Annotated in this window: 16 protein-coding genes and 1 tRNA gene; 8 read left to right on the plus strand and 9 right to left on the minus strand. The window is 69.3% G+C overall.

Going from position 1 to position 22,077, the window contains the following annotated elements; all coding sequences use genetic code 11:
- Positions 1–69: 69 nt before the first annotated feature.
- From E6A26_RS14195 to hisC, 4 genes are all read right to left on the minus strand, one after another.
- Entirely contained in the window at positions 70–1,680 is a 1,611-nt protein-coding gene (locus E6A26_RS14195; protein WP_136611858.1) for a dihydrolipoamide acetyltransferase family protein, read from the minus strand.
- Between the two features lie 7 nt (positions 1,681–1,687).
- The gene (locus tag E6A26_RS14200; protein WP_136611859.1) at positions 1,688–2,668 is read right to left on the minus strand and encodes an alpha-ketoacid dehydrogenase subunit beta; all 981 of its coding nucleotides are present in this window, start codon (positions 2,666–2,668) and stop codon (positions 1,688–1,690) included.
- Positions 2,668–3,894 carry a pyruvate dehydrogenase (acetyl-transferring) E1 component subunit alpha gene (gene pdhA / locus E6A26_RS14205; protein ID WP_136611860.1) on the minus strand — a complete coding sequence of 409 codons (1,227 nt, stop codon included), beginning with the start codon at positions 3,892–3,894 and terminating at the stop codon, positions 2,668–2,670. Before pdhA ends, E6A26_RS14200 begins: the two co-directional genes overlap by 1 nt.
- A gap of 157 nt (positions 3,895–4,051) precedes the next feature.
- A complete protein-coding gene (gene hisC, locus E6A26_RS14210; protein WP_136611861.1) occupies positions 4,052–5,230 on the minus strand; it encodes a histidinol-phosphate transaminase in 1,179 nt (392 codons plus the stop codon).
- Positions 5,231–5,312: 82 nt separating this feature from the next.
- Between hisC and E6A26_RS14215 the strand changes: the two genes are divergently transcribed.
- Positions 5,313–5,747 (plus strand): phage holin family protein, encoded by a 435-nt coding sequence (locus E6A26_RS14215; protein WP_136611862.1) that lies wholly within the window; start codon positions 5,313–5,315, stop codon positions 5,745–5,747.
- Between the two features lie 100 nt (positions 5,748–5,847).
- Here E6A26_RS14215 and E6A26_RS14220 read toward each other — a convergent pair whose 3' ends face one another.
- Together E6A26_RS14220 and E6A26_RS14225 are read right to left on the minus strand one after the other, a co-directional pair.
- Positions 5,848–7,206 carry a hypothetical protein gene (locus E6A26_RS14220; RefSeq protein WP_136611863.1) on the minus strand — a complete coding sequence of 453 codons (1,359 nt, stop codon included), beginning with the start codon at positions 7,204–7,206 and terminating at the stop codon, positions 5,848–5,850.
- Positions 7,203–7,700 carry a hypothetical protein gene (locus tag E6A26_RS14225; protein WP_136611864.1) on the minus strand — a complete coding sequence of 166 codons (498 nt, stop codon included), beginning with the start codon at positions 7,698–7,700 and terminating at the stop codon, positions 7,203–7,205. Before E6A26_RS14225 ends, E6A26_RS14220 begins: the two co-directional genes overlap by 4 nt.
- Positions 7,701–8,055: 355 nt before the next feature.
- Here E6A26_RS14225 and purB point away from each other — a divergent pair, with 355 nt between their 5' ends.
- The gene (purB, locus tag E6A26_RS14230) at positions 8,056–9,486 is read left to right on the plus strand and encodes an adenylosuccinate lyase (protein ID WP_211129153.1); all 1,431 of its coding nucleotides are present in this window, start codon (positions 8,056–8,058) and stop codon (positions 9,484–9,486) included.
- Positions 9,487–9,586: 100 nt separating this feature from the next.
- Positions 9,587–9,663: transfer RNA gene (locus E6A26_RS14235), tRNA-Met, on the plus strand.
- Between the two features lie 160 nt (positions 9,664–9,823).
- Here the strand turns inward: E6A26_RS14235 and E6A26_RS14240 are convergent.
- Positions 9,824–11,479, minus strand: a complete 1,656-nt coding sequence (locus E6A26_RS14240; protein WP_136611866.1) for an FAD-binding dehydrogenase — start codon at positions 11,477–11,479, stop codon at positions 9,824–9,826.
- A 75-nt stretch (positions 11,480–11,554) separates the two neighbouring features.
- Between E6A26_RS14240 and E6A26_RS14245 the strand changes: the two genes are divergently transcribed.
- The gene (locus tag E6A26_RS14245; RefSeq protein WP_211129155.1) at positions 11,555–12,250 is read left to right on the plus strand and encodes a methyltransferase domain-containing protein; all 696 of its coding nucleotides are present in this window, start codon (positions 11,555–11,557) and stop codon (positions 12,248–12,250) included.
- Positions 12,251–12,354: 104 nt separating this feature from the next.
- Here the strand turns inward: E6A26_RS14245 and E6A26_RS14250 are convergent, their stop codons facing one another.
- A complete protein-coding gene (locus E6A26_RS14250; protein WP_136611867.1) occupies positions 12,355–13,737 on the minus strand; it encodes a flavin monoamine oxidase family protein in 1,383 nt (460 codons plus the stop codon).
- A gap of 329 nt (positions 13,738–14,066) precedes the next feature.
- Here E6A26_RS14250 and E6A26_RS14255 point away from each other — a divergent pair, with 329 nt between their 5' ends.
- The 4 genes from E6A26_RS14255 (at position 14,067) to E6A26_RS14270 (ending at position 18,493) form a co-directional block, all read left to right on the plus strand.
- A complete protein-coding gene (locus E6A26_RS14255) occupies positions 14,067–14,759 on the plus strand; it encodes a TetR/AcrR family transcriptional regulator (protein ID WP_136611868.1) in 693 nt (230 codons plus the stop codon).
- A 191-nt stretch (positions 14,760–14,950) separates the two neighbouring features.
- Entirely contained in the window at positions 14,951–16,051 is a 1,101-nt protein-coding gene (locus E6A26_RS14260) for a nitrilase-related carbon-nitrogen hydrolase (protein ID WP_136611869.1), read from the plus strand.
- Entirely contained in the window at positions 16,048–17,091 is a 1,044-nt protein-coding gene (locus E6A26_RS14265) for an agmatine deiminase family protein (protein ID WP_136611870.1), read from the plus strand. Before E6A26_RS14260 ends, E6A26_RS14265 begins: the two co-directional genes overlap by 4 nt.
- Position 17,092: 1 nt before the next feature.
- Positions 17,093–18,493: an APC family permease gene (locus E6A26_RS14270; RefSeq protein ID WP_136611871.1), complete on the plus strand. Its 1,401-nt coding sequence runs from the start codon at positions 17,093–17,095 to the stop codon at positions 18,491–18,493.
- Positions 18,494–18,639: 146 nt separating this feature from the next.
- On the opposite strand, the gene E6A26_RS14275 is transcribed toward E6A26_RS14270, so the two are convergent.
- Positions 18,640–22,017, minus strand: a complete 3,378-nt coding sequence (locus E6A26_RS14275; protein WP_136611872.1) for a hybrid sensor histidine kinase/response regulator — start codon at positions 22,015–22,017, stop codon at positions 18,640–18,642.
- Positions 22,018–22,077 lie beyond the last annotated feature (60 nt).

Consider the following 22,077-nt stretch of genomic DNA (forward strand, 5'->3'; position numbering starts at 1 on the left):
AGTGCCGCTCTGCACCCGGGTTCTTCGCCTCGCGAAGTAGGCTCCGCCGTCGGCTCGAGGGCGCGGTGCTCAGTCGAGGAGGAGCGCCGGTTCCTCCATGATCGCCGCGACGTCCGCCATGAAGCGGGCGGACAGGTCGCCGTCGACCACCCGGTGGTCGAAGGACCCGCCGAGCGTGGTGATCCAGCGCGGAATGACTTCGCCCGACACCACCCAGGGCTTGAGCTTGATGGTTCCGAACGCGACGATCGCGACCTCACCTGGATTGATGATCGGCGTACCGATGTCGATCCCGAGGGCACCGATGTTCGTGATCGTGAGCGAGCCGCCCTGCATGTCCGCCGGCTTCGTCTTGCCCGCGCGGGCCGTCGTGGCGAGCTCGTTGAGCGCGACCGCGAGCTCCTTGAGGGACAGGTCCTGCGCGTTCTTGATGTTCGGCACGAGCAGACCGCGCGGGGTCGCCGCGGCAATTCCGAGGTTCATGAAGTGCTTGACGTGGATCTCGTCGCCCTTCGGCGTGCTGATCCACTCCGAATTGACGCTCGGGTTCCGCGCCGCGGCCCAAATGACGGCCTTCGCGAGGATGAGCAGCGGCGAGACCTTGATGCCCTCGAAGTCGCGCGACTTCTTGAGCCGTTGCACGAACTCCATGGTCCGAGACGCGTCGACGTCCACGAAGATGCTCACGTGGGGCGCTGAGAACGCCGAATCGACCATGGCCTTCGCGGTCGCCTTGCGCACGCCCCGCACCGGAACCACTTCGATGCGCTGATCCTGCGGCCTCTTCGCGGGCTCCCAGAACGTCGGCGCCGCGGCGATCTCCCGCTCGCGCTGCGCCTGGTACGACTCGAGGTCGGCCCGCGTCACCTCGCCGCGCGCACCGGTCGCCGGGACGTCCGCCAGATTGATTCCGAGTTCCTTCGCGATGCGGCGGACCGGAGGCTTGGCCAGAACGCGATTGAGCAAACGGGCGACGGCGGTGTCCGCCTCGGTGGCAGTCTTCGCCTCCGCGCTGGCTGCCGGGAGGGGGGCCGCGAGCGTCGCCTCCTGGGGGGCGGCGGGGACCGGGGTGGGAACCGTGGAGCCTGAGCTCGCTGCCGGCTGCTTGCGGGGCCGGCGCTTGACCGCATCCGCCTTCGGGCCCGAGCCGACGAGGGGCCCGCTCTCGACGCCGGGCTCCTGCATCTGTGGGACCGGCGCGTTGACCGCGACCGCGGGTGCCGCGGCCGGGGCTACGGGTCCGGGGGCAGGCGCAGGGGTCTGAGCCGTCATCGCGCCAGCGGGCGCGGGCGCTGGGGTTGCCTGGGCAGGCGTTGGCTGCGCTAGACCTGGCTGGGCTGAAGCCGGCCTTGCGGGGGCCGCCTGAGCAGGAGCAGCGGCAGGTGCGGCCGATGCCTTCGGCGCGGCCCCGCCGTCGTCCGCGCCGGATGGAGCCGAGCCCTCGGTGCCGATCGCAATGATCGGCGCCCCGACCTCGATCGTCTCGTGTTCCGGGGCGAGCAGCTCGAGGACCGTGCCCTCGTACGGGCTCGGCAGCTCGACAAGGCTCTTGGCGGTCTCGATTTCGCACAGGACGTCGTTGATCGCGACCGTATCGCCGGGCTTGACCTTCCACGAGACGATATCCGCCTCGGTCAGACCCTCGCCGACGTCAGGGAGGTTGAAGATCTGCTTGCTCATGCGGCTCCTAGTACGCGAACGCCCGGTCGAGGGCCTCGAGGATGCGGTCAATGTCCGGGAGGTATTGGCCCTCGATCTTCGCGACCGGGTACGGCATGTGGAACCCGCCGACCCGAATCACGGGGGCTTCGAGGGAGAGGAACGCGCGCTCGGAGACGCGGGACGCGATCTCGCCGCCGAGCCCGCCGAACGTCGGGGCCTCGTGGGCGACCACGAGCCGGCCCGTCTTCTCGACCGAGGCCGTGATGGTGTCGAAATCGATGGGAGACAGCGAGCGGAGGTCGATGACCTCGACGCTGTGGCCGTCCTCAGTCGCGGCCTCGGCGGCGGCGAGTGCCACCGGGACCAGGGGGCCGTAAGCGACGACGGTCGCGTCCGTGCCCTCGCGGACCACGTGGGCGCGGAACGGATCGGTCGAGGCTCCCGGATCAGTCGTGTCGACCTCACCCTTGAGCCAGTAGCGGCGCTTCGGCTCGAAGACGATGACCGGATCGTCGGACTCGATCGCGCGGCGGGTCATCCAGTAGCCGTCGTGGGGGTTCGACGGCGTAATGATGCGCAGGCCCGCAGTGTGCGCGAAGAGGGCCTCCGGCGACTCGGAGTGGTGTTCGACCGAGCCGATGCCGCCGCCGTACGGGATCCGGATCGTCACGGGCACCGTGAGCCGGCCCGCACTCCGGGCGTGGAGCTTGGCCAGCTGGGTGGTGATCTGATTGAAGGCTGGGAAGACGAAGCCGTCGAACTGGATCTCGTCGACGGGCCGGTAGCCCCTGAGCGAGAGACCAATGCTCGTGCCGACGATTCCGGACTCTGCGAGGGGGCTGTCCACCACGCGGTCCTCGCCGAATTCGGCCTTGAGGCCCTCCGTCACGCGATAGACGCCGCCGAGCGAGCCGATGTCCTCGCCCATGAGCAGGACCATCTCGTCCGCCGCGAGGGCGTCACGCAGCCCGGCGTTGATTGCCTTGGCCAGGGTCATCGTGGGCATCAGTGGCCGCCTTCCGACGTGTTCGCTTCCTCGGCGTCCTTGAATCCGGACTCGTACTCGAGGTGCCACGCGAGCTCCTCGGCCACGAGGGGGTGCCACTCCGCGTAGACGTTGCCCATGGCCTCGGCGAGATTCGGGGGCTCGAAAGCGAGGACATCCTTGCGGGACTTCGCCGCGAGCGCATCGCCCTCGGCCGCGACGTCCGCGAAGAACGCATCATCGGCGTGGCCCTCAGCGCGCAGGAACTTCTCGAAGCGCGTCACGGGATCCTTCGCGAGCCATTCCTGCTCCTCTTCGGACAGGCGGTACTTCGTGGGATCGTCGGCGGTCGTGTGGGCGCCCTGCCGATACGTGTAGGCCTCAATGAGCACGGGACCCTTGCCGCTGCGCGCCCGCTCGAGCGCCCACTCGGTCACGGCCCTCACAGCGAGGACGTCGTTGCCGTCCACGCGGAGACCGGGGAAACCGTAGCCCTTGGCCCGGTTGTGGAGCGGAATCCGCGACTGCACCTGCGCCGGCACCGAAATGGCCCATTGGTTGTTCTGGCAGAAGAACACGACGGGGGCCTTGAAGCTCGCCGCGAACACCATGGACTCGTGGACGTCGCCCTCTGAGCTCGCACCGTCGCCGAAATAGGCGACGACGGCGCCCGGCTCCCCGGCGTCGCGCCCCCCGGCTGCGGCGCGCGCGGCGTCGCGCTGAAGCGCCATGGCATAGCCGACGGCATGCGGGACTTGTGCGGCGAGGACGAGCGTGTAGAGGTGGAAGTTGGTCTCGGTGGGATCCCAGCCGCCGTTCGAGACTCCCCGGAAGATGCGGAGGAGCTCGCCGAGCTCGACGCCGCGCGTGAGGGCGACGCCGTGCTCCCGGTAGGTCGGGAAGATGTAGTCCTGCGGCTGCGTGGCTCGGCCCGAACCGATCTGCGCGGCCTCCTGACCACGCATCGGGACCCAGAGGGCGAGCTGCCCCTGGCGCTGGAGCGCGGTGGCCTCGACGTCAAACCTGCGGATCATGGCCATCTCGCGGTAGAGGCCGCGAAGCTCTTCCCCGCTCAGGCTGCGTGCGTGCTCGGAGAAGTGCGAGCCGTTGTGGAACCGACCCTCCTCGTCGAGGAGCTGAACCATGTTGACGTGGCCCTCAGTCCGCTCGTGCGAGAGCGACTCGAGCTCGTCGAGCAATTCATCCGGGATGTCGTCGAACTCGGTGGTGGGCAGATGTCCTGCCATGCCGCCGCCTCCTGCCGTGGTCGTGGTTCCGTGGTCCGGACGGTCCTCCGCCTTGATATATTCCTCGGTCAGAATGCATTCTAAATTCGGAATATATGCCTGCGGCCCAGCTGCCACTCTACAGAGTTCGGCTGGGCCGCGAAGCATAGGTTAATCGCTAGTAAGCCATCGGGGCTTTTGTGAAGGTTCTACAGAGCTCGAGGAAGCGCGAATTCGCCTCGGGCTCCCCGATGCTGACCCGCACGCCTTCGTTTCCGAAGGCGCGCACGGAGAGCGCCTGGGTGGCAGCGAGGACTGCGAATTCCTGTGTCGCGTCACCGAGATCGAGCCACACGAAGTTGCCTTGGGCGTCCGGGACGGACCAACCGATTTCCCTGAGGGCCGCGGTGACCCGGTCCCGCTCGTCGACGAGCGTTTGTACCCTTTCTACAACCTCGGCGATATGGTCAAGCGACGCAATCGCCGCGTGCTCCCCCACTGTCGAGACCGCAAAGGGAACGGCAGCCACGCGCAGGTGCTGGGTGATCTCCGGGCGCGAGATGGAATAGCCCACCCGGAGCCCAGCGAGACCATGCGCCTTCGAGAACGTTCGGAGCACTACAACGTTTGGATATTTGCGGTACATCGCAAGGCCGTCCACTGCGTCCTCGTCCCGCACGAATTCCTGGTAGGCCTCGTCGATCACCACGAGGACGTCGCTCGGGACGGACTGGATGAACCGCTCCGTCTCTTCGCGGCGCAGGACCGGCCCAGTCGGGTTGTTCGGCGTGCACAGGAGAACGACGCGCGTGCGCTCGGTGACCGCCGCAGCCATGGCCTCGAGGTCGTGGCGGCCGTCCCGGGTCACAGGGATCTGCACGCTCTTGGCTCCGGCGAGGCCCACAGAAATCGGGTAGGCCTCGAACGAGCGCCACGCATAGAGAACCTCGTCCGGAATGCCGTCGTCCCCCTGCCCCGCAAAGGCAGCGAGGAGCTGGTTGAGGGCGCCGAGGCTCCCGCCACCCGTCACGATGTCCTCGGCGGGAACGCCCAGGAAGCCCGCGAGCCGCGCGCGGAGCGCGGACGCCACCGGGTCTGGGTAGCGATTGACGGCCGTCTGCGAGGCGATCGCGTCCAGAACCGCCGGAAGGGGCGGGAGCGGATTCTCGTTCGAGGAGAGCTTGTAGCTCTGGAGCCCAGGGATCGGCGCCGGCGGCTTGCCCGCCGCGTACTTCGGCAGGCGGTTGATGACGGGCCGGGGGTCAACGGCTTCCGGAGCCGGGGTGCCGGCCTCCGTGCCGCTAACTGCGACGGCGGCTGCTTCGGCGCCGTCACGGCTGTTCAGTGCAGAAGTCATGGTTCCAAGCGTAGCCGGGGCGCGCGGCCATCGATGCGAGCACAAGACAGTCGAGCACAGGACAGTATGGAACGATGGGCACATGATGCGGTTCCTGCTCCGTATTGTCGTCAACGCCATTGCGCTCTGGGTCGCGAGCTTCTTGCTGCCCGGTATCCGAATCAACTCGACCGCCGCGGCCGATCTCGCGGCCAACTCGGGGGCCGGCACGCACAGCGACACCTTCGGTGTCGTGCTCGCCTACCTCTTCATCGGCCTCATCTTCGGACTCGTCAATGCGCTCGTCAGGCCGATCGTCGAACTCCTCTCCCTGCCGGTCACGTGCCTCACGCTCGGGCTCTTCGCACTGGTCATCAACGCGGGGATGCTTGCGCTCACGGCCTGGCTCTCCGGCTACACGCCCGTGCATCTGACCATCGATTCCTTCTTCTGGACGGCGATCTTCGGGGCAATCATCATTTCCCTCGTCTCCGCGATCATGAGCTGGCTGCTGGGCGCCAATCGACGCAGCCGCTGAGTTGGACGGCCGCGTGCTCACGAACTGAGCACTCACCGCGCCGGCTTTCCGTGGCCGGTCTTCGACTTCAGGTCAGTGCCTGTGCACACCGAGCCCCCGCTCACCGCGCCGGCTTTCCGTGGCCGGTCTTCGACCTCAGGTCAGTGCCTGTGTACGCGAAGCGCTCGCGCTGTGGCGGAGGGGCTGAGAGCGCGGTGCCTCCTAGCACTCCCGCGCCCAGGGCGGCGCCGACGATGCCCGCGTGCTGGGCCACCGCGGGATTCTCCGAGGCGTCCAAGAGCTGCCCGTCCAGCTCATAGTTCTCGAGGTCATGCGCCTGCGCAGCCGTTTGCAGCGGATACGTCGCCGCCGCAGCTGCTCCGCCCCGCGCGGGCGTTCTGACCGAGACCACGGAGCCCAGCGGTTCCGCGATGTGGCCCGACGCCACCGGCACAATGTCGTCCGCGTTGGTCAGGCTCAGGATGGGAATCTCGGCGGGGGGCTTGAAGGCCGCGACCGGGCCACCGACCGCCGTCACCGCGGAGACCCGGTACTTCCCGAGGAACTCGGGATCCTCGAGCAGTCCCATGACGTGGATGACCCCTTGGCTGTAGCACGTGAACACCACCTCGTCGGCAGGCCCAAGCCCTTGGTCTGCGAGCGCGTGACGGATGAGCGCGCGGACCTGGCTGTCCTGACGGCCGAGGCCGTCAAGGATGCCCTCGGTGTCCATGACGTTCGAGTCGTCGAGATTCCACGTCTCCGTGCCCGGCACCGACACGAGCACCGCAACCGAGCCGTCCGCTCTGACGAATCGTTCCACGAGGATCGATGACTCCGGCACCCGAGTTCCGTCATCGAGCGGCACTTGGCTCTGCGCCGCCCGCAGACTCCTCAGCTCGTAGCCGAAGGTCCCTGGATCTCCCGACCCTGCAGCCACCGGGGCTCGCGAAACCGCAAGGTCTTCGCCCGACGAGTCCTCGATCTGTCCGCTTGCCAGCCCGCGAATGATGGACGCCATGCTCCGACCAGGGCTGTCACGGGCACGCCCCATGAAGGCGGCGAGGATCGGCAAACCCATGAGTTCGAGAAGCAAGGGCACGCCTCCGGACCCGCCGAGCAGGTTCTGGAGCCCGTCGACGGCGGCAGCCCGCTTGGCCTCTTCTTCCTCGTAGGCCGAGGCCGCCGCTCGCACCGCCGCGGCGATGCCCTCGGCCTCGGAGACGGCCCGGCGCGCTCTGAGTTCGAGCCGGTTCGACTCGTCGTCGTACTGGGCGGCCAACGCCGACCCCGTGCAGGCGGCGGGCGCGATCGACAACCGCGCCATGTACAGCGCGCCCTGCGCGTTCCGGACGGCGACCGCCGCATCATGAAGCTCGCCCGCAGCCGCCTCAAGCGAGTCGAGGTGCGTCGCGAAGCCCCGCCCGCCGGTCACCACCGCGCCGTCTGCGCCCGGAACGGCCCCGTTTCCGGGTCTCACCTGCAGACCTCGTCGGCGCGGGGAGGAATCGAATTGCCGGACGGAAACGGGATGAGCGGCCCCCTCGTCTCCTGCGGGATGAGCGGACCCCGCGATACCTGCGGGAGCAGCGGGCCGCGGGCCTCCGTGATGGGGAGACGGGGAGAAAGCGTGACCATCGGGGCGTCTGAACTGCTGGCCGCGTCTGCGACTGCCCTCACGGCCGCACAGTCCTGAGCCTCTCTCTCGAGAGACGCCACAAGTATCGCGAGCCCCACAATGCCCGCCGTGACGGCGGCGAGCTCGGCAACGACAAATGCCAGGCGCGCTCGGTACGAGTCCCCGGCCCCACCCGACCACTCCGCGTGATGCCCGCGGCCGGCCAAGCGTTCGCCGAGCCGCGCCTCGTCCTCCGCGCGCGCGAGCTGCTCTGCGGCCGACTTGAGGCCCGCCTCGTCGTGCCCGCAGCTCCTCTCGCGCCCTCCGCCAGCCTGCTCGCCAGCCCTTCGATCCACCGCTCCCCCTCTGCGATTCGGGTGATCCCCTGCTCATTCCCGCGATCCCGTGCAATTCCCTGCGGTCCACCCGCGATCCCGTGATCCCCGGCAAGCCCCCGCAAACCCCGCGATCCCGCGAGTCCCCGTGATCCGCATACGCCCGCGCTGACCCCGACGCTACGGGGCCCAAGAGCGCAACCGCGCCCCGCCGTCGTCGTATGTGGACTGCTCGCGTGTTGAGAATCCGTGGAAGATCATTGCGCCGCCCCTGCACCGACGCTGCGCCGACGCCACGCCGCCGAGGCGCCGGGCCGGCGTTCGCGAAGCCGTCACGGCTCATGGCGCGCGCCTCCCATCTGGAAGAATGGAGGCCATGGCTGACTCCCCCACACGTACGCCCTCCGGAAGGCTGTCTCTCGCGGCCTCTGACGAGCCGATCGCACTCGGCCCGCTCGACGGCCGCTACCGCCCCGCAGTCGCCCCGCTCGTGGACTATCTGTCCGAGGCTGCGCTGAACCGGGACCGCGTCGCGGTCGAGGTCGAGTGGTTCATCCACCTCACCAAGAACTCCGTCCTCCCCGGCACCCACCCGCTCACGGCGGCGCAGGAGGAGGGCCTTCGCGCGATGGTCACCGAGTTCGACGCCGCCTCCATCCGCGAGCTCGCCGGGATCGAGGCCGTGACCGTGCATGACGTCAAGGCCGTGGAGTACTTCATCGGGCGTCGCCTCGACGCCTTGGGGCTCGGCCGACTGACCGCGCTCGTCCACTTCGGCTGCACATCCGAGGACATCAACAACCTCTCGTACGCGCTCGGAGTCAAGGGTGCGGTCGAGAACGTCTGGCTCCCCGCGGCCCGCGCTCTCGTCGACCAGATCGCGGACATGGCCCGCGCGAACCGCGACATCCCCATGCTGTCCCGCACCCACGGCCAGCCCGCCACGCCGACCTCGCTCGGCAAGGAACTCGCCGTCATGGCGCACCGCCTGGGCCGCCAGCTGGACCGCATCGGGCGGACCGAATTCCTCGGCAAGATCAACGGCGCCACCGGCGACTTCGCCGCTCACGTCGCGTCCGTGCCGAGCGCCGACTGGCAGCAGGTGTCGAAGTCCTTCGTCGAGGGGCTCGGGCTCACGTGGAACCCGCTCACCACGCAGATCGAGAGCCACGACTGGCAGGCCGAGCTGTACGCGGACATCGCGCGCTTCAACCGGATCCTGCACAACGTCTGCACGGACCTGTGGAGCTACATCTCGATCGGCTACTTCGCACAGATTCCCGTGGCCGGCGCGACCGGATCCTCGACCATGCCGCACAAGGTCAACCCGATCCGTTTCGAGAACGCCGAGGCCAACCTCGAGATCTCCTCGGCCCTCCTCGACACCCTCGGCGCGACGCTGGTCACAAGCCGCTGGCAGCGCGACCTCACCGATTCGTCGAGCCAGCGGAACATCGGAGTCGCGTTCGGCCACTCGATCCTTGCCATCAGCAACGTCGCGAGGGGCCTCGCGGGCCTCGATGTCGCCGAGGGCGTCCTCGCCGCGGACCTCGACCAGAACTGGGAAGTCCTCGCAGAGGCGATCCAGATGGTGATGCGCGCCGAGGCCATTGCAGGGGTTCCGGGCATGGACAACCCGTACGAGCGGCTCAAGGATCTCACACGCGGCCACCGGGTCGACGGCGCCCGCATGAAGGAGTTCGTATCCGAGCTCGGCCTCTCGGCCGAGGCCGAGGCCCGGCTCCTGAGCCTCACCCCCGGCACCTACACCGGCATCGCGGGGCGCCTCGTCGACCACCTCGGCTGAGCGCTGCCTCTGAGTCAGCGGACGACGGCGGGCCCGGGCCGAGTGCCCTGGCCCGCCGATTCGCATCGCGAGGCCGATGCAGGTAAAGTAGATCAAGCGCCGCGGGGTGGAGCAGTTCGGTAGCTCGCTGGGCTCATAACCCAGAGGTCGCAGGTTCAAATCCTGTCCCCGCAACCACAGAAGGCCCCGGATCCAATGGATCCGGGGCCTTTCGCATGCCGTCCGGCCGCGCTCCTGTCCACTTGTAATTCCCCAATCAGTCCCGCACCGGCGTGTCTCGGCGCGACACGCCCCACGCGCGCGAAGAAGCGGACCGGAGCGCTCGGCACCCCAGGACTCAGCCCGCCGCAGCCCGGCCAGCGGCGCGGCCGGAGAACAGGCACCCGCCCAGGAACGTGCCTTCGAGGGCGTTGTAGCCCATGAGCCCACCGCCCCCGAAGCCCGCGGCCTCGCCCGCCGCAAAGAGCCCCGGCACGGGCTGCCCTACACCCGAGGCGTCCGGCGCCGAGAGGCAGCGCCCTGAGAGGTCCGTCTCGAGCCCGCCGAGTGTCTTGCGCGTGAGGATGTTGAGCCGGACGGCGACGAGTGGGCCGTTCGACGAGTCCAGGATGCGGTGCGGCGTCGCGACCCGGATGAGGCGGTCGCCGCGGTACTTCCGGTGCCCGCGCAGGAACGTCACCTGTGCGTCCTTCCCGAACGGGTTGTCGATCTCCCGGTCCCGCGCCTCGAGCACCGACCGCAGGCCGGCCTCGGAGATGAGGCCCGGTTCGCCCACGCGGTTCATCCCCTCGACGAGTTCGCCGAGGTTCGGCGCGACCACGAAGTCCGCGCCGTGCCGCATGAACGCGTCGACTGGCCCGGGTGCCCCCGGCCGGACCCGGTCGAGCAGAAGCCGTACATCCTTGCCCGTGAAGTCCGGATTCTGCTCGGATCCCGAGAGCACGAATTCCTTCTCGATGATCTTCTGCGTCAGGACGAACCACGAATAGTCGTGCCCGGTCCCGCGCAGGTGCCGGAGCGTCCCGAGCGTATCGAAGCCGGGAAAGTACGGTGGCGGGAGCCGGCGGCCCGTAGCGTCGAGCCACACCGAGGAGGGCCCCGGCAGGATCCGGATCCCATGGTTCTCCCACACGGGATTCCAGTTCCGCAGGCCCTCGACGTAGTGCCACATGCGGTCGTCGTTGATCACCCGCGCCCCCGCATCCGAGGCGATGCCCAGCATGCGACCGTCCACGTGCGCGGGCACCCCGGCGACCATGGTCGCCGGCGGCTCGCCGAGCCGCGCCGGCCACATGGCCCGCACGAGGTCGTGATTCCCGCCGATGCCGCCCGAGGCGACGATCACCGCGGAAGCCCGCAGCTCGACGTCGTCCGTCACCGTGCGCGAGCTCGGCGTCCCGCGCGGGGCGTCCGAGGCCTCCAGGACGGCGCACCGCACCCCGACCACCGCGCCGCCCTCCGCGATCAGCTCGTCCACCCGGTGACGGAACAGGAGGCGCACCCGACCGGCGTCGGCGTGGTCGAGCGTGCGGCGAATGAACGGCTCGAGCACCCCGGGACCCGTACCCCAGGTGAGGTGAAAGCGCGGCACCGAATTGCCATGGCCCTCGGCGCGGCCGTCGCCACGCTCGGCCCACCCGACCACCGGGAAGAACCGCACGCCCATCCCGTGCAGCCACGCGCGCTTCTCCCCAGTTGCGAAGTCGAGGTAGGCCTCGGCCCACTGCCGGGGCCAGTAGTCCTCGGGCCGGTCGAACTGCGCGCTTCCGGCCCAGTCCTGGCCAGCTAGCTCGCGCGAGTCCCGCACGCCCATGCGGCGCTGCTCGGGCGAGTCCACGAGGAAGAGCCCGCCGAGGGACCAGAACGCCTGCCCGCCGAGAGACTGCTCCGGCTCCTGCTCCACGATGACCACGTGCTTCCCGGCATCCGCGGCCTCCGTCGCGGCTACGAGGCCTGCAAGGCCCGCCCCGACCACGATGACATCGGCATCCATGGGGTTCCTTCCGTCGGCGTCAGGTTCAGCCTCCCGGTCCGGGACACGCGAGTCAACGCATCGCATACTCGTGGCATGGACTCCTGCTGCGGCGGCCCCACCAACCATGAACCCGGCGATCGCCGGTCCGACAATCCGGGCTACGACGCCATCTTCGACTCCCGCTTCTCCCGCTCCATCGCGAAGCGCTACGGGCGCAAGGGGCTGCGGCCGGCAGAGCGGCAGATCGTCGACTTCCTCGCGGGCTCCGGGATCGAGGGCGCGACGGTGCTCGAGGTCGGCGGAGGGGTAGGCGAGATCCAGCTCGAGCTGCTCAAGCGGGGCGCGGCGCGGGCCCTGAACCTCGAGCTCTCCGGGGGCTACGAGGAGGACGCGCTGCGGCTCATCGAGCAGGAGGGCTTCGGAGGGCGCATCGAGCGGCGCCTGGGTGTGGATCTCGCCACGGAGGGTCACGGGGTTGAGGCGGCGGACGTCGTCGTCCTCCATCGCGTGGTGTGCTGCTACCCCGACTACGCGAAGCTCCTCGGCGCGGCGGCGGAGCACGCCCGCCGCGCGCTCGTCTTCAGCTACCCGACGTCCAACGTGATGTCCCGGACGTTCATCAGGCTCATGAACGGGCTCCTCGGCGTCTCGGGCAATTCGTTCCGGGGCTTCGTCCATTCCCCCGTCGCGATGGCCGGCGTGCTCCGCAGCCAGGGGCTCGAGCCGTCCTTCCACTGGAAGAGCCCCGTGTGGCACGTCCTGGGGGCGGCGCGGCCAGCCCAGCCTTAGCGGCGGAAAACAACGGGCGACGGCGGCACTCGGGTGAGTGCCGCCGTCGCCCGTTGTTTTCGCTCCTGTTATCCGGCGCCTGTAGTCCTTCGCCCTCGGGACGATCAGACCCGCGCGGCGATGACACCCGCCGCGAGGATCTCCTCCGCCGCCCGGCGTCCCATGCGGAGTGCGCCGTCCACGTGCTGGTAGCCCTCGGACGCGATGTCGGAGCACGCGAAGTGGATGGGCCCCACGGGCGTGCGCTGGTCCGCGCCGTAGCGGGAGAGGCCGCCGAGGTCGAAGCTGGCCGCGTACGCGCCGCGGGTCCATTCCTCGGAGCCCCAGTCGGACTCGTAGTAGACGTCGGCCTTGAGGGCCTCGGGGCCGAGGTAGCCCGCCATCGAGCCGAGGATCGCCGCCTTGCGCTCTTCGGAGCTGAGGGCGAACATCGCGTCCGCGTGCTCGTCGGAGACGAAGCCCACGAGCGTGCCGCGCTCGTCGCCGAAGTTCGTGTTGTCGTAGACCTCCTGCACGATCTGGCCGACCCCGAAGCACGTGCCCGAGAGGCCTGCCTCGCGCCAGAACGGGCGGCTGTAGACCGCATGGACCTTGATGACGAGGCCCATCGAGAGGTGCTGGTGCAGCTGGTGCTGGCGGCGCGGGAGCGGCGGCTCGTAGGAGATGCGGCTGTACAGCGTCGGCGGGACGGCGAGGATGGCGCGGCGGGCGGTGACGGACACGCCGTCGGCCTCCGTGCGCACGCGGCCCTCGCCCCAGACGATGGTGCGCACCGGGGCATTGAGGACGACGGCGTCCCCGAGCTCCGCGGCCATCGCGAGGCTCACGGACTGCATGCCGCCCACGACGCGGCGGTCAAGGATGAAGTCCTCGTCGAGGAGGTTGCTGAACGAGCCCGCAGACGCCGCCATGAGGACGGCCTGCAGCGCGGAGAAGGCGTGGGCGGGCTTGGTGAGCATGGCGCCGGCGATGAACATGCCGATGAGTTCGCACGCGTCCTCGTCCGCAGACTGGGCGCGGAGCCAGTGGTGGAACGAGATCGTGTCTAGCTCGCGGGCTTTCGGGTGGGCCCACGGCTCCTCGGCGCCGATCTCGGCGGCGAGCCCGTCGAGGATGGCGGTGATCCGCTCGACCTCGGCCTGCGTGCCCGGCGAGACCGGGAAGTCCGCGCCCTCGTAGACCGTGCGCTCGCCGTCCGCCGCGACGAAGACGCTCTGACCCTCGCGGTACCGCTGGTAGGTCTCTTTGCCGAGCTCCTCGACCAGGCCCAGGAGCTCCGTCTGGTCCGGGCTGATCCACTGGCCGCCGACTTCGAGCCACGCGCCGTCGACCGTGTCGCTCCACGTGCGTCCGCCCACACGGTCGCGCGCCTCGAGCACAACGACCCTCGCGCCGCCCCGCGTCAGAGTGCGCGCGGCCATGAGTCCCGCGGGGCCCGCCCCGACGACGACGACGTCTGCCTGGAGCTCTCGCTTCTCACCTGCCATGGTGTTTCCCTTCCTGGAGGGGCATCGTTGCCCCCAATGTGGTGGCCGTCTCTAAATGAATATAGTTCATTTATTTATTGACGCAACCCTCACCCCTCTGGCCCCGCCCCGCCCCAACGCGGTTGCGGGGTCCCGTCCCGAGGGTTGCGGGGTCCCGTCCCGAGGGTTGCGGGGTCCCGTCCCGAGAGTTGCGGGGTCCCGTCCCGAGGGTTGCGGGGTCCCGTCCCGAGGGTTGCGGGGTCCCGTCCCGAGGGTTGCGGGGTCCCGTCCCGAGGGTTGCGGGGTCCCGTCCCGAGGGTTGCGGGGTCCCGTCCCCTAGACTCCGAGTCATGGACCCCGACGCACCCGAGACCTCCGGCTCGTCCGCGCCGCGCCGCCGCGGACGCCCGACGCACCCCGTGCTCTCCCGTGCCAAAATCACGACGGCGGCGCTCGCGGTCATCGGCAAGTCCGGCTACGACGGGCTCACCATGGCAGCCCTCGCCCGCGAGCTCAAGACGGCGCCGTCTGCCTTGTACAACCATGTGGCCTCGAAGGACGAGGTCCTCAACTGGGTCCAAGACGACGTCAACGACACGATCGACACGTCGGGCTTCGGCCGCGAGCCGTGGGACGTCGCAGTGACGCGGTGGGCCTACTCGTATCGCGAGGCCTTCGCACGGCACTCGCCGCTCATCCCCGTGATTGCGGTCCTGCCCATCACCGGAGCGCCGCACTCGCTGGCGATGTACGAGCGCGTAGCCGAGGCCCTGAGGGCAGGCGGGTGGCCTGAGGACATGGTGGTGGACGCGATCGTGGCGGTGGAGTCGTTCGTCCTCGGCTCGGCGATGGACGTCGCCGCACCAGAATGGATCTTCGACGTCGGCGACCAGCGCGACCTCGCGCCGACCTTCGCCGATGCCGTCTCGGCCAGGCGCGGGCGGGGCCGCACAGCCGCCGATGACGCGTTCGCCTTGGGCCTCAACGCCCTCGTCGCAGGACTCCGCGGCACCTTGGCCGCGACACTCGCGACTCGCGGCTGACCCCACAACCCTCGGGACGGGACCCCACAACCCGCCGGACGGGACCCCACAACCCGCCGGACGGGACCCCACAACGAGTGGGCGGGATCACTTCACACTCTTGACCGTGGGCTGCGTCACTGTTCTAATAAACGAACGTCATTCATTTATTGGTGGCTCAGACTCCACACCTCCTCCCCTGAAGGACCCCTATGCAAGAGATCCTTGCCCTGCAGCCCCCGGTGTCGTGGGCTCGGACGAGCGAAGAGACCGAACAACGCGCCCCACTGCGGGTTGCCCTTGTCCAGCACCGCTGGCACGAGGACCCAGCGGAGACCGAGGCCGAGCTCGCCGAGGGCATCCGCCGCGCGGCGGCCCACGGCGCGAAGGTCGTCTTCCTCCCCGAACTCACGCTCTCCCGCTACCCCGCCGACACCCTCCCCGACTACACCCCGAGCAGGATCGCCGAAGACCTCGAGACCGGCCCGACCCTTGCGTTCGCCCGCCGCGCGGCCCGCGAGAACGGCCTCTCGGTCCACGCGAGCCTGTACCGCAAGGGCGCCGCCGGCGACGAGCTCGGCTACAACACCGCGATCCTCGTCTCCCCCGACGGCACGCTCCTTGCCGCGACCGACAAGCTCCACATCCCCGTCACCGAGGGGTACTACGAGGACAAGTTCTTCCGTCAGGGCCCGCAGCCCGCGACGGAGCAGGCCGCGAACCACGGCTACCCGATCCACGCGCCCGCCGAGCTCGGCGGAGCAAGGCTCGGCCTCCCGACGTGCTGGGACGAATGGTTCCCCGAGCTCGCCCGCGTGTACTCCCTGGGCGGCGCCGAGATCCTCGCCTACCCGACTGCGATCGGCTCCGAGCCCGGCCACCCGGACTTCGACACCGAGCCGCTGTGGCGCCAGGTCATCGTGGGCAACGGGATCGCGAACGGCCTGTTCATGGTCGTCCCGAACCGATGGGGCAGCGAGGGCCTCGTGACGTTCTACGGCTCGTCCTTCATCTCGGACCCGTACGGCCGGATCCTCGCCCGAGCACCCCGCGAGGGCTCGGCGGTCCTGGTCGCCGACCTCGATCTCGACCAGCGGCGAGACTGGCTGGCGCTCTTCCCGTTCCTCGCCACTCGGCGCCCCGAGACGTATGCGGCGCTCACCGCGCCCGTTGACCCGGCGGCTCCCTTCGGCACGCGTGGACGGGGCGCGGACGGCACCCCGCGCGTCGGCGAGACGAACAGCGGCGGGAACGCGCCGTCGTCGTTCGCGGCTCCCGAACCGGCCGCCTCGCTGGAAGGCGCGCGGGCATGACGTGGCGCATGCCCGCGGAGACCGAGCCGCACGAGCGGCTGTGGATGGCCTGGCCGTCCGGCGGCTACACCCTCGGCGACACGGACCGGGACGCGCACGAGGCCCGCAGCGCGTGGGCAGCCGTAGCGCACGCCGCGCTCCGCTACGAGCCCGTCACGATGGTGGTCCGGCCCGAGGACCGGGCGGTCGCGAAGGCGTACCTCGACGGGCGCGTCGGCGTGGTCGAGGCCCAGCTCGACGACGCGTGGATGCGGGACATCGGCCCGAGCTTCGTGACGGACGACGACGGCCGGCTGGGGGCGGTCTGCTGGGTCTTCAACGGCTGGGGGCAGCAGGGCTGGGCCTCGTGGGAGCACGATTCGCGGATCGGCCGCACGGTCTCCGACGCTGCCGGGGCGAGGCACGTCCCCAGCCGGCTCGTCAACGAGGGCGGCGGCTTCCAGACCGACGGCCTCGGCACCGTGCTCCTGACCGAGTCCGTCCAGCTCGACCCGGATCGCAACCCGGGCGCGAGCAGGGCGGACGTCGAGGCCGAGTTCGCGCGGACCATCGGCGCCCGCCACGCGGTGTGGCTCCCGCGGGGCCTCACTCGCGACACGAAGGAGTTCGGCACGCGCGGCCACGTGGACCTCGTCGCCGCGATCCCCTCGCCGGGGACGCTCCTGGTCCACGTCCAGTACAACGCCGAGCACCCCGATTTCGAGGTGACCGGCGAGCTGCTCGAGGTGCTCCGTGCGTCGCGCACCGCGGACGGCAGGCCCTGGAACATCATCGAGGTCCCCGCGCCGCAGCAGCTGCACGACGGCGAGGACTGGGTGGACTGGAGCTACCTCAACCACGTCGCTGTCAACGGCGGGCTCGTGGCCTGCTCGTTCAACGACGCGCACGACGAGAAGGCGCTCCGCATCCTCGCGGACGCCTACCGCGGACGGCACGTCACCGCCGTCGACGCTCGCACGCTTTTCACCCGCGGGGGCGGGATCCACTGCATCACCCAACAGCAGCCGCGCACCGGCTCGGGACCCCTCGGAAGGATCTGACATGACGACTCATACTGCAGAGGTGAACATCGCCACCAAGGGAGCGTCCTCCGCGACGACGCTCAAGCGCTCCCTCGGGCTGTGGGCCATCGTGGGCCTCGGCCTCGGCTACATGACCCCGACCACGGTCTTCGACACGTTCGGCATCGTCTCGAACGAGACCAACGGCGCCGTTCCGCTCGCGTACCTCGTGGCGCTCGTCGCCATGGTATTCACAGCCGTGAGCTACGGCCGCATGACCCGCGTCTTCCCGTCGGCCGGCTCGGCCTACACGTACACGTCGGAGACGATCCACCCCAACCTCGGCTTCCTGGTCGGGTGGGCCTCGCTCCTCGACTACCTCCTGCTGCCGCTCGTCAACGCGCTCCTCATCCGGATCTACATGGAATCGTTCTTCCCGGACGTGCCCGCGTGGATCTGGGTCGTGGCGTACGTCATCGTGATCACGGTCCTGAACCTGTGGAGCATGAAGTCGACGTCGAAGATCAACGGGTTCCTCGTGGTCTTCGAGGTCGTGCTCATCGGCGTGTTCCTCGTCCTCGCGTGGAACGCCCTCTCGCACGGCGACGGCAACGGCTCCCTCTTCACCACGACCCCGCTCTTCCACGACGGCGTGGACGCCTCGGCGATCATGAGCGGCGCGACCGTGGTGTGCTTCTCCTTCATCGGCTTCGACGCGATCACGATGTACACGGAGGAGGCCAAGGACACGAAGACCGTGCCGAAGGCGATCGTGCTCGCCCTCCTGATCGGCGGCGCGATCTTCTTCGTCGCCGCGTGGTTCGGCCAGTCGGTGTTCCCGACGCTCGACGGCTTCCAGAACACGGACGACACGCTCCCCGAGATGGCCCTCAAGGTCGGCGGCGAGTTCTTCAAGATCCTGTTCACGTCCGCCGCGTTCGCCGCAACCGTCGCGTCGAGCCTGTCCTCGCACGCCTCCGTGTCCCGCATGATCTTCGTCATGGGCCGCAACGGCCGCGGCCCCGTCTCCAGGCTGTTCTCCTTCGTGCACCCGCGGTTCCAGACGCCCTCGTTCGCCGTGATCTTCGTGGGCGCCGTCTCGATGCTGGCCATCCCGTTCACGCTCGAGTTCGTCTCCTCGATGATCAACTTCGGCGCGCTCATCGCGTTCACGTTCGTGAACCTGACCGTGGTCGTGTACTTCGTGTTCCGGAAGAAGGAGTACCGGACCCCGCGGGAGGTCTTCACGAACATCCTGCTGCCGGTGATCGGCATGGTCCTCACGGGCGTCCTGTGGGCGAACCTCAACCTCGACGCCCTCACCTACGGCGCCATCTGGTTCGGCATCGGCGTCCTGTGCCTGCTCGTCATCACGAAGGGCTTCCGTTCAAGGCTGAGCGTGAGCATGCGCGAGGAGGACGCCGTGGAGCTCGACGGCTGAGCGTGAGCATGCGCGAGGAGGACGCCGTGGAGCTCGACGGCTGAGCGCTTCCTTTCCCCTCACGCACCCCTCCTGGGGTGCGCCACACAACGGACGACGGCGGTGGGCTGGCAGATCTGCCGGCCCACCGCCGTCGTCCGTTGCGGCTAGTTTCCGCGCGCAAGTGCCTCGAGAAGTGATTCGTGAACGCGCGCGAACTCGGCCTCGAGCGTCTCAATCTGGTGGGGTTCCGGACGCACGCCCTGCCGCCCCAGCTCCTCGAGCTCGTGGCACAGCTCGGCGGCCCGCACGGCCCCGATGTTTCCGGCCGATCCCTTGAGCTTGTGCGCGGCCTGACGCACCTCGCCCCTGTCCCCGTGGCCGTCCCCGCCGGTGGCACGTCGCAGGCGCTCCAAGCCGGAATCCGCCTCGCGGCGGAAGGCTTCAGCCGTTGCCTGGAGCACGCCCGGCCCGAGCGAGCGGAGCATCTCAAGTCTCTCCTCGTCGAGCACCTGTGCCGCGGCCGGATGTTCTGATTCCACTGGCGTCTCCCGTGTCTCCGCCGTCTCGGGCTGCGCCGTCTCGGGCTGCGCCGTCCATCGTATGAGCGCGGCCTCGAGCGCGGCCGGGTCCACCGGCTTGGACAGATAATCATCCATGCCAGCAGCGAGGCAGCGCTCCCTGTCCTCGTCCGAGGCGCCGGCCGTCATGGCGATGATCGGAACCGTTGCGCCGTCCCCACTGAGAGCCCGGATCGCCCTCGTCGCGGCGAATCCGTCCATGACCGGCATGTGGCAGTCCATGAGCACCGCGGCGAAGCCGCCGTGGTGGGCCGCGGCGACAGCAGCCGCTCCGTCGTCGACCACGTCGACGACGAATCCGAGGCGCTCGGCCATGCTCTTGGCCACCAGCTGGTTGACTTCGTTGTCCTCGACGACGAGGAGCCTGCCGCGGATGGGCGCTGCCGAGTGCGGCGTCGGCGCAGCGTCCGGGCGGCGGCTCGGACCGTTGGTTTCCAGGAGGCGGCTGAGCCGGTCGTACAGCTCGGAACTGCGGACGGGCTTGCTGAGCCACTCGCGAACGCCCGCCCGGCGGAGCTCTTCAGCGTCCGGCTGACCAGCGGACGTCAGGAGGACGACCGAAGTGGGGTCTAGGGCGGGATCCTCGCCGATGGACTGCGCGAGCTGCAGCCCGTTCGTCCCGGGCATGCACAGATCCAGCACTGCCAGGTCGAAGGGACTGCCCTCGGACGCCGCCTCGCGAAGCCGCGACAGCGCGCGCTCGGCGTCCGACACCGCCTCGGGCTCCATCTTCCAGGCCTTGAGCTGCCGTTCGAGGACCAGTCTGTTGGTGGCGTTGTCATCCACGACGAGCACGCGAATGCCCGCAGGCAGTTGCCTCGATTTCGCCTCCGGGGCGGCTCGGACCTCTTCCGCTGCGGTCACGGGAACGGAGACCCAGAACACGGATCCGACACCGGGTTGGCTCGTCACCCCGATCTGGCCTCCGAGGCCCTCGGTCAGGCGCCGGCAGATGGCGAGGCCCAGGCCCGTACCGCCGTATCGGCGGGTGGTCGAGGCGTCCGCTTGAGCGAAGGCATCGAAGATCAGCTCTTGCTGTTCGGGGGCGATGCCGATGCCAGTGTCGCGGACCTCGAACCGCAGTACGGTGCGGTCGGGCTGGGCCTCCTGCACTTTCGCGAGCACGGCCACTTCTCCCTCGCTGGTGAACTTCACAGCGTTCGCCACAAGGTTCAGCAGGATCTGGCGCAGGGCCCGGAAGTCGCTGATCAACTCGGCCGGAGTGTCCGGCTGGCAGTGGGCGATCAGTTCCAGCCCTTTGGACTGGGCTTGCTCCGCGAGGAGCCCGGCGACTTCATCGAGGAGCGCGCGCGGGTCGAACGGCGTGAGGTCGACGTCGAGCTTGCCCGCTTCGAGCTTCGAGAAGTCGAGGATGTCGTTGATGAGCGCCAGCAGGGCTTCCCCTGCCGTCTTGATACCCTCCGCATACTGCCGCTGGGACTCATCCAACGGCGTCTGGAGGAGCAGGGCCGACAGTCCGATGACGCCGTTCATCGGGGTCCGGATCTCGTGGCTCATCGTCGCCATGAATTCCGACTTCAGCCGGCTGGACTCCAAGGCAGCCTCGCGCGCGGCCAGCAGCTCGGCCTCGGCGCGGCGCCGCTCGGTGATGTCCTGCCCGATCGTGGCAAGCCCGTGGATACCGTGGTCTCCGCGGACGGGGAAGGCCGTGAGAGCAACAGGCACGAGCCGCCCGTCGCGGTGGCGCCGCTCCGTTTCGTAGCTGCGGGTTCCATCCCCCGCACGGACGGCAGCGAAATTCTCCTCCTCGGTACTGCGCCGTTCCTCGGGGATGAGAAAGGAGTGGTTCCGGCCCAGGGCCTCACCGGCGGAGTAGCCGTACACCCGCTCTGCACCCGGATTCCAGCTCGTGATGGTCCCGTCCGAGCTCTTGCCGACGATCGCCTCCGACGACGAGTTCACGATCGCGGCCAGGCCTTCGAGCTCGGCCGTGCGCTGGGCAACCTTGGTCTCGAGGTCCCGCGTGAGCGTCACGTTCTCGAAGACAATGAGCACCTGGCGGACCACGACGAGGGCGAGCAGCACAATTCCTGTGCCGAACAGGAAGGTCTGGTCTCCCGCGGCAGCAGGGTCCGACGCAGAAACGACGATCGCGCCCAGAACCGGCACATAGGGCAAGAGCTCGAACGCGAGTGCGTAGACCGCGTGGTCCTGCCGGGGCCCCGACCGCCGCGGAAGGGCGGCGGCGAGGGCCATGAGCAGGAAAGCCACCATCCACCCTCCGGCCAGGAGCGTGCCCGTGCTTCCCGTGGCGCCGTCGAACGTCAGCCGCACGTACGTGCTGTCAGTCAACGTCAGGATGATGAGCCCGGTGGCCAGGCACAGCCACGGCAGCCGGTGCCCGGGCGGCTGGCGCATGGTCAGCACGAGCACGAAGGATGCGACCGTGACGTCGACCACCGGATACGCCAAGCCTGTGATCCGGGTCAGCAGGTCGTGGCTCCCGGCGCTGACGAGGGGCCCCAGAACGACGGACCAGCTGACGAAGAGCACGGACGCTGCAATGACCGCGGTATCCAGGAGCGTTCTGGCGAGCCCGACACGCGACGCCCGGACGCGGGGAAAGGACAGGAGCCCGACGATCGCGGGAATCGAATAGCCCACGAATCCGGCATCTGCGAGGGACGGGAATGGGTAGTCGTGGTCGGTGGCGAGGCCGTAGCCGGTCCAGATGGCCTGGGCCGCCGACCAGATCAGGGCCGCCAGGCTGATCCAGAGCCAGGCCCGGGCCTCGGGGCCGCGTCTCGCGGCAGCACGAACGCAGCTGACGGTACCCGCGAGAGCGGCGGCCAGGATCCCGAAGTCGCCAACGGTCTGGCTCGAATGCGAGCCGGGATCAGAGGCCACCACCCCCACGACGACCGCGAGCGCCAGGGCGCCCGCGATGATTCCCCACAGCAGGCCGCTCGTCCTGGCCTTCGCGTGCCGCTCTTCTCCGGTCACGGTGCCCCTCCCTCTTGATCCCCAGTGCAGCCCGGTGAACTCGCCTCCCGACCCTCGAGC

Origin of the sequence: Sinomonas albida (assembly GCF_004919045.1) — a bacterium.
Classification (GTDB): domain Bacteria; phylum Actinomycetota; class Actinomycetes; order Actinomycetales; family Micrococcaceae; genus Sinomonas; species Sinomonas albida.

Coding starts and splice junctions, on each gene's coding strand:
- E6A26_RS14245 (WP_211129155.1), top strand. CDS start 11,555: ATGGACTCCTGCTGCGGCGGCCCCACCAACCATGAACCCGGCGATCGC.
- E6A26_RS14215 (WP_136611862.1), top strand. CDS start 5,313: ATGATGCGGTTCCTGCTCCGTATTGTCGTCAACGCCATTGCGCTCTGG.
- E6A26_RS14265 (WP_136611870.1), top strand. CDS start 16,048: ATGACGTGGCGCATGCCCGCGGAGACCGAGCCGCACGAGCGGCTGTGG.
- E6A26_RS14195 (WP_136611858.1), bottom strand. CDS start 1,680: ATGAGCAAGCAGATCTTCAACCTCCCTGACGTCGGCGAGGGTCTGACC.
- E6A26_RS14260 (WP_136611869.1), top strand. CDS start 14,951: ATGCAAGAGATCCTTGCCCTGCAGCCCCCGGTGTCGTGGGCTCGGACG.
- hisC (WP_136611861.1), bottom strand. CDS start 5,230: ATGACTTCTGCACTGAACAGCCGTGACGGCGCCGAAGCAGCCGCCGTC.
- E6A26_RS14250 (WP_136611867.1), bottom strand. CDS start 13,737: ATGGCAGGTGAGAAGCGAGAGCTCCAGGCAGACGTCGTCGTCGTCGGG.
- E6A26_RS14270 (WP_136611871.1), top strand. CDS start 17,093: ATGACGACTCATACTGCAGAGGTGAACATCGCCACCAAGGGAGCGTCC.
- E6A26_RS14240 (WP_136611866.1), bottom strand. CDS start 11,479: ATGGATGCCGATGTCATCGTGGTCGGGGCGGGCCTTGCAGGCCTCGTA.
- purB (WP_211129153.1), top strand. CDS start 8,056: ATGGCTGACTCCCCCACACGTACGCCCTCCGGAAGGCTGTCTCTCGCG.
- E6A26_RS14200 (WP_136611859.1), bottom strand. CDS start 2,668: ATGCCCACGATGACCCTGGCCAAGGCAATCAACGCCGGGCTGCGTGAC.
- pdhA (WP_136611860.1), bottom strand. CDS start 3,894: ATGGCAGGACATCTGCCCACCACCGAGTTCGACGACATCCCGGATGAA.
- E6A26_RS14255 (WP_136611868.1), top strand. CDS start 14,067: ATGGACCCCGACGCACCCGAGACCTCCGGCTCGTCCGCGCCGCGCCGC.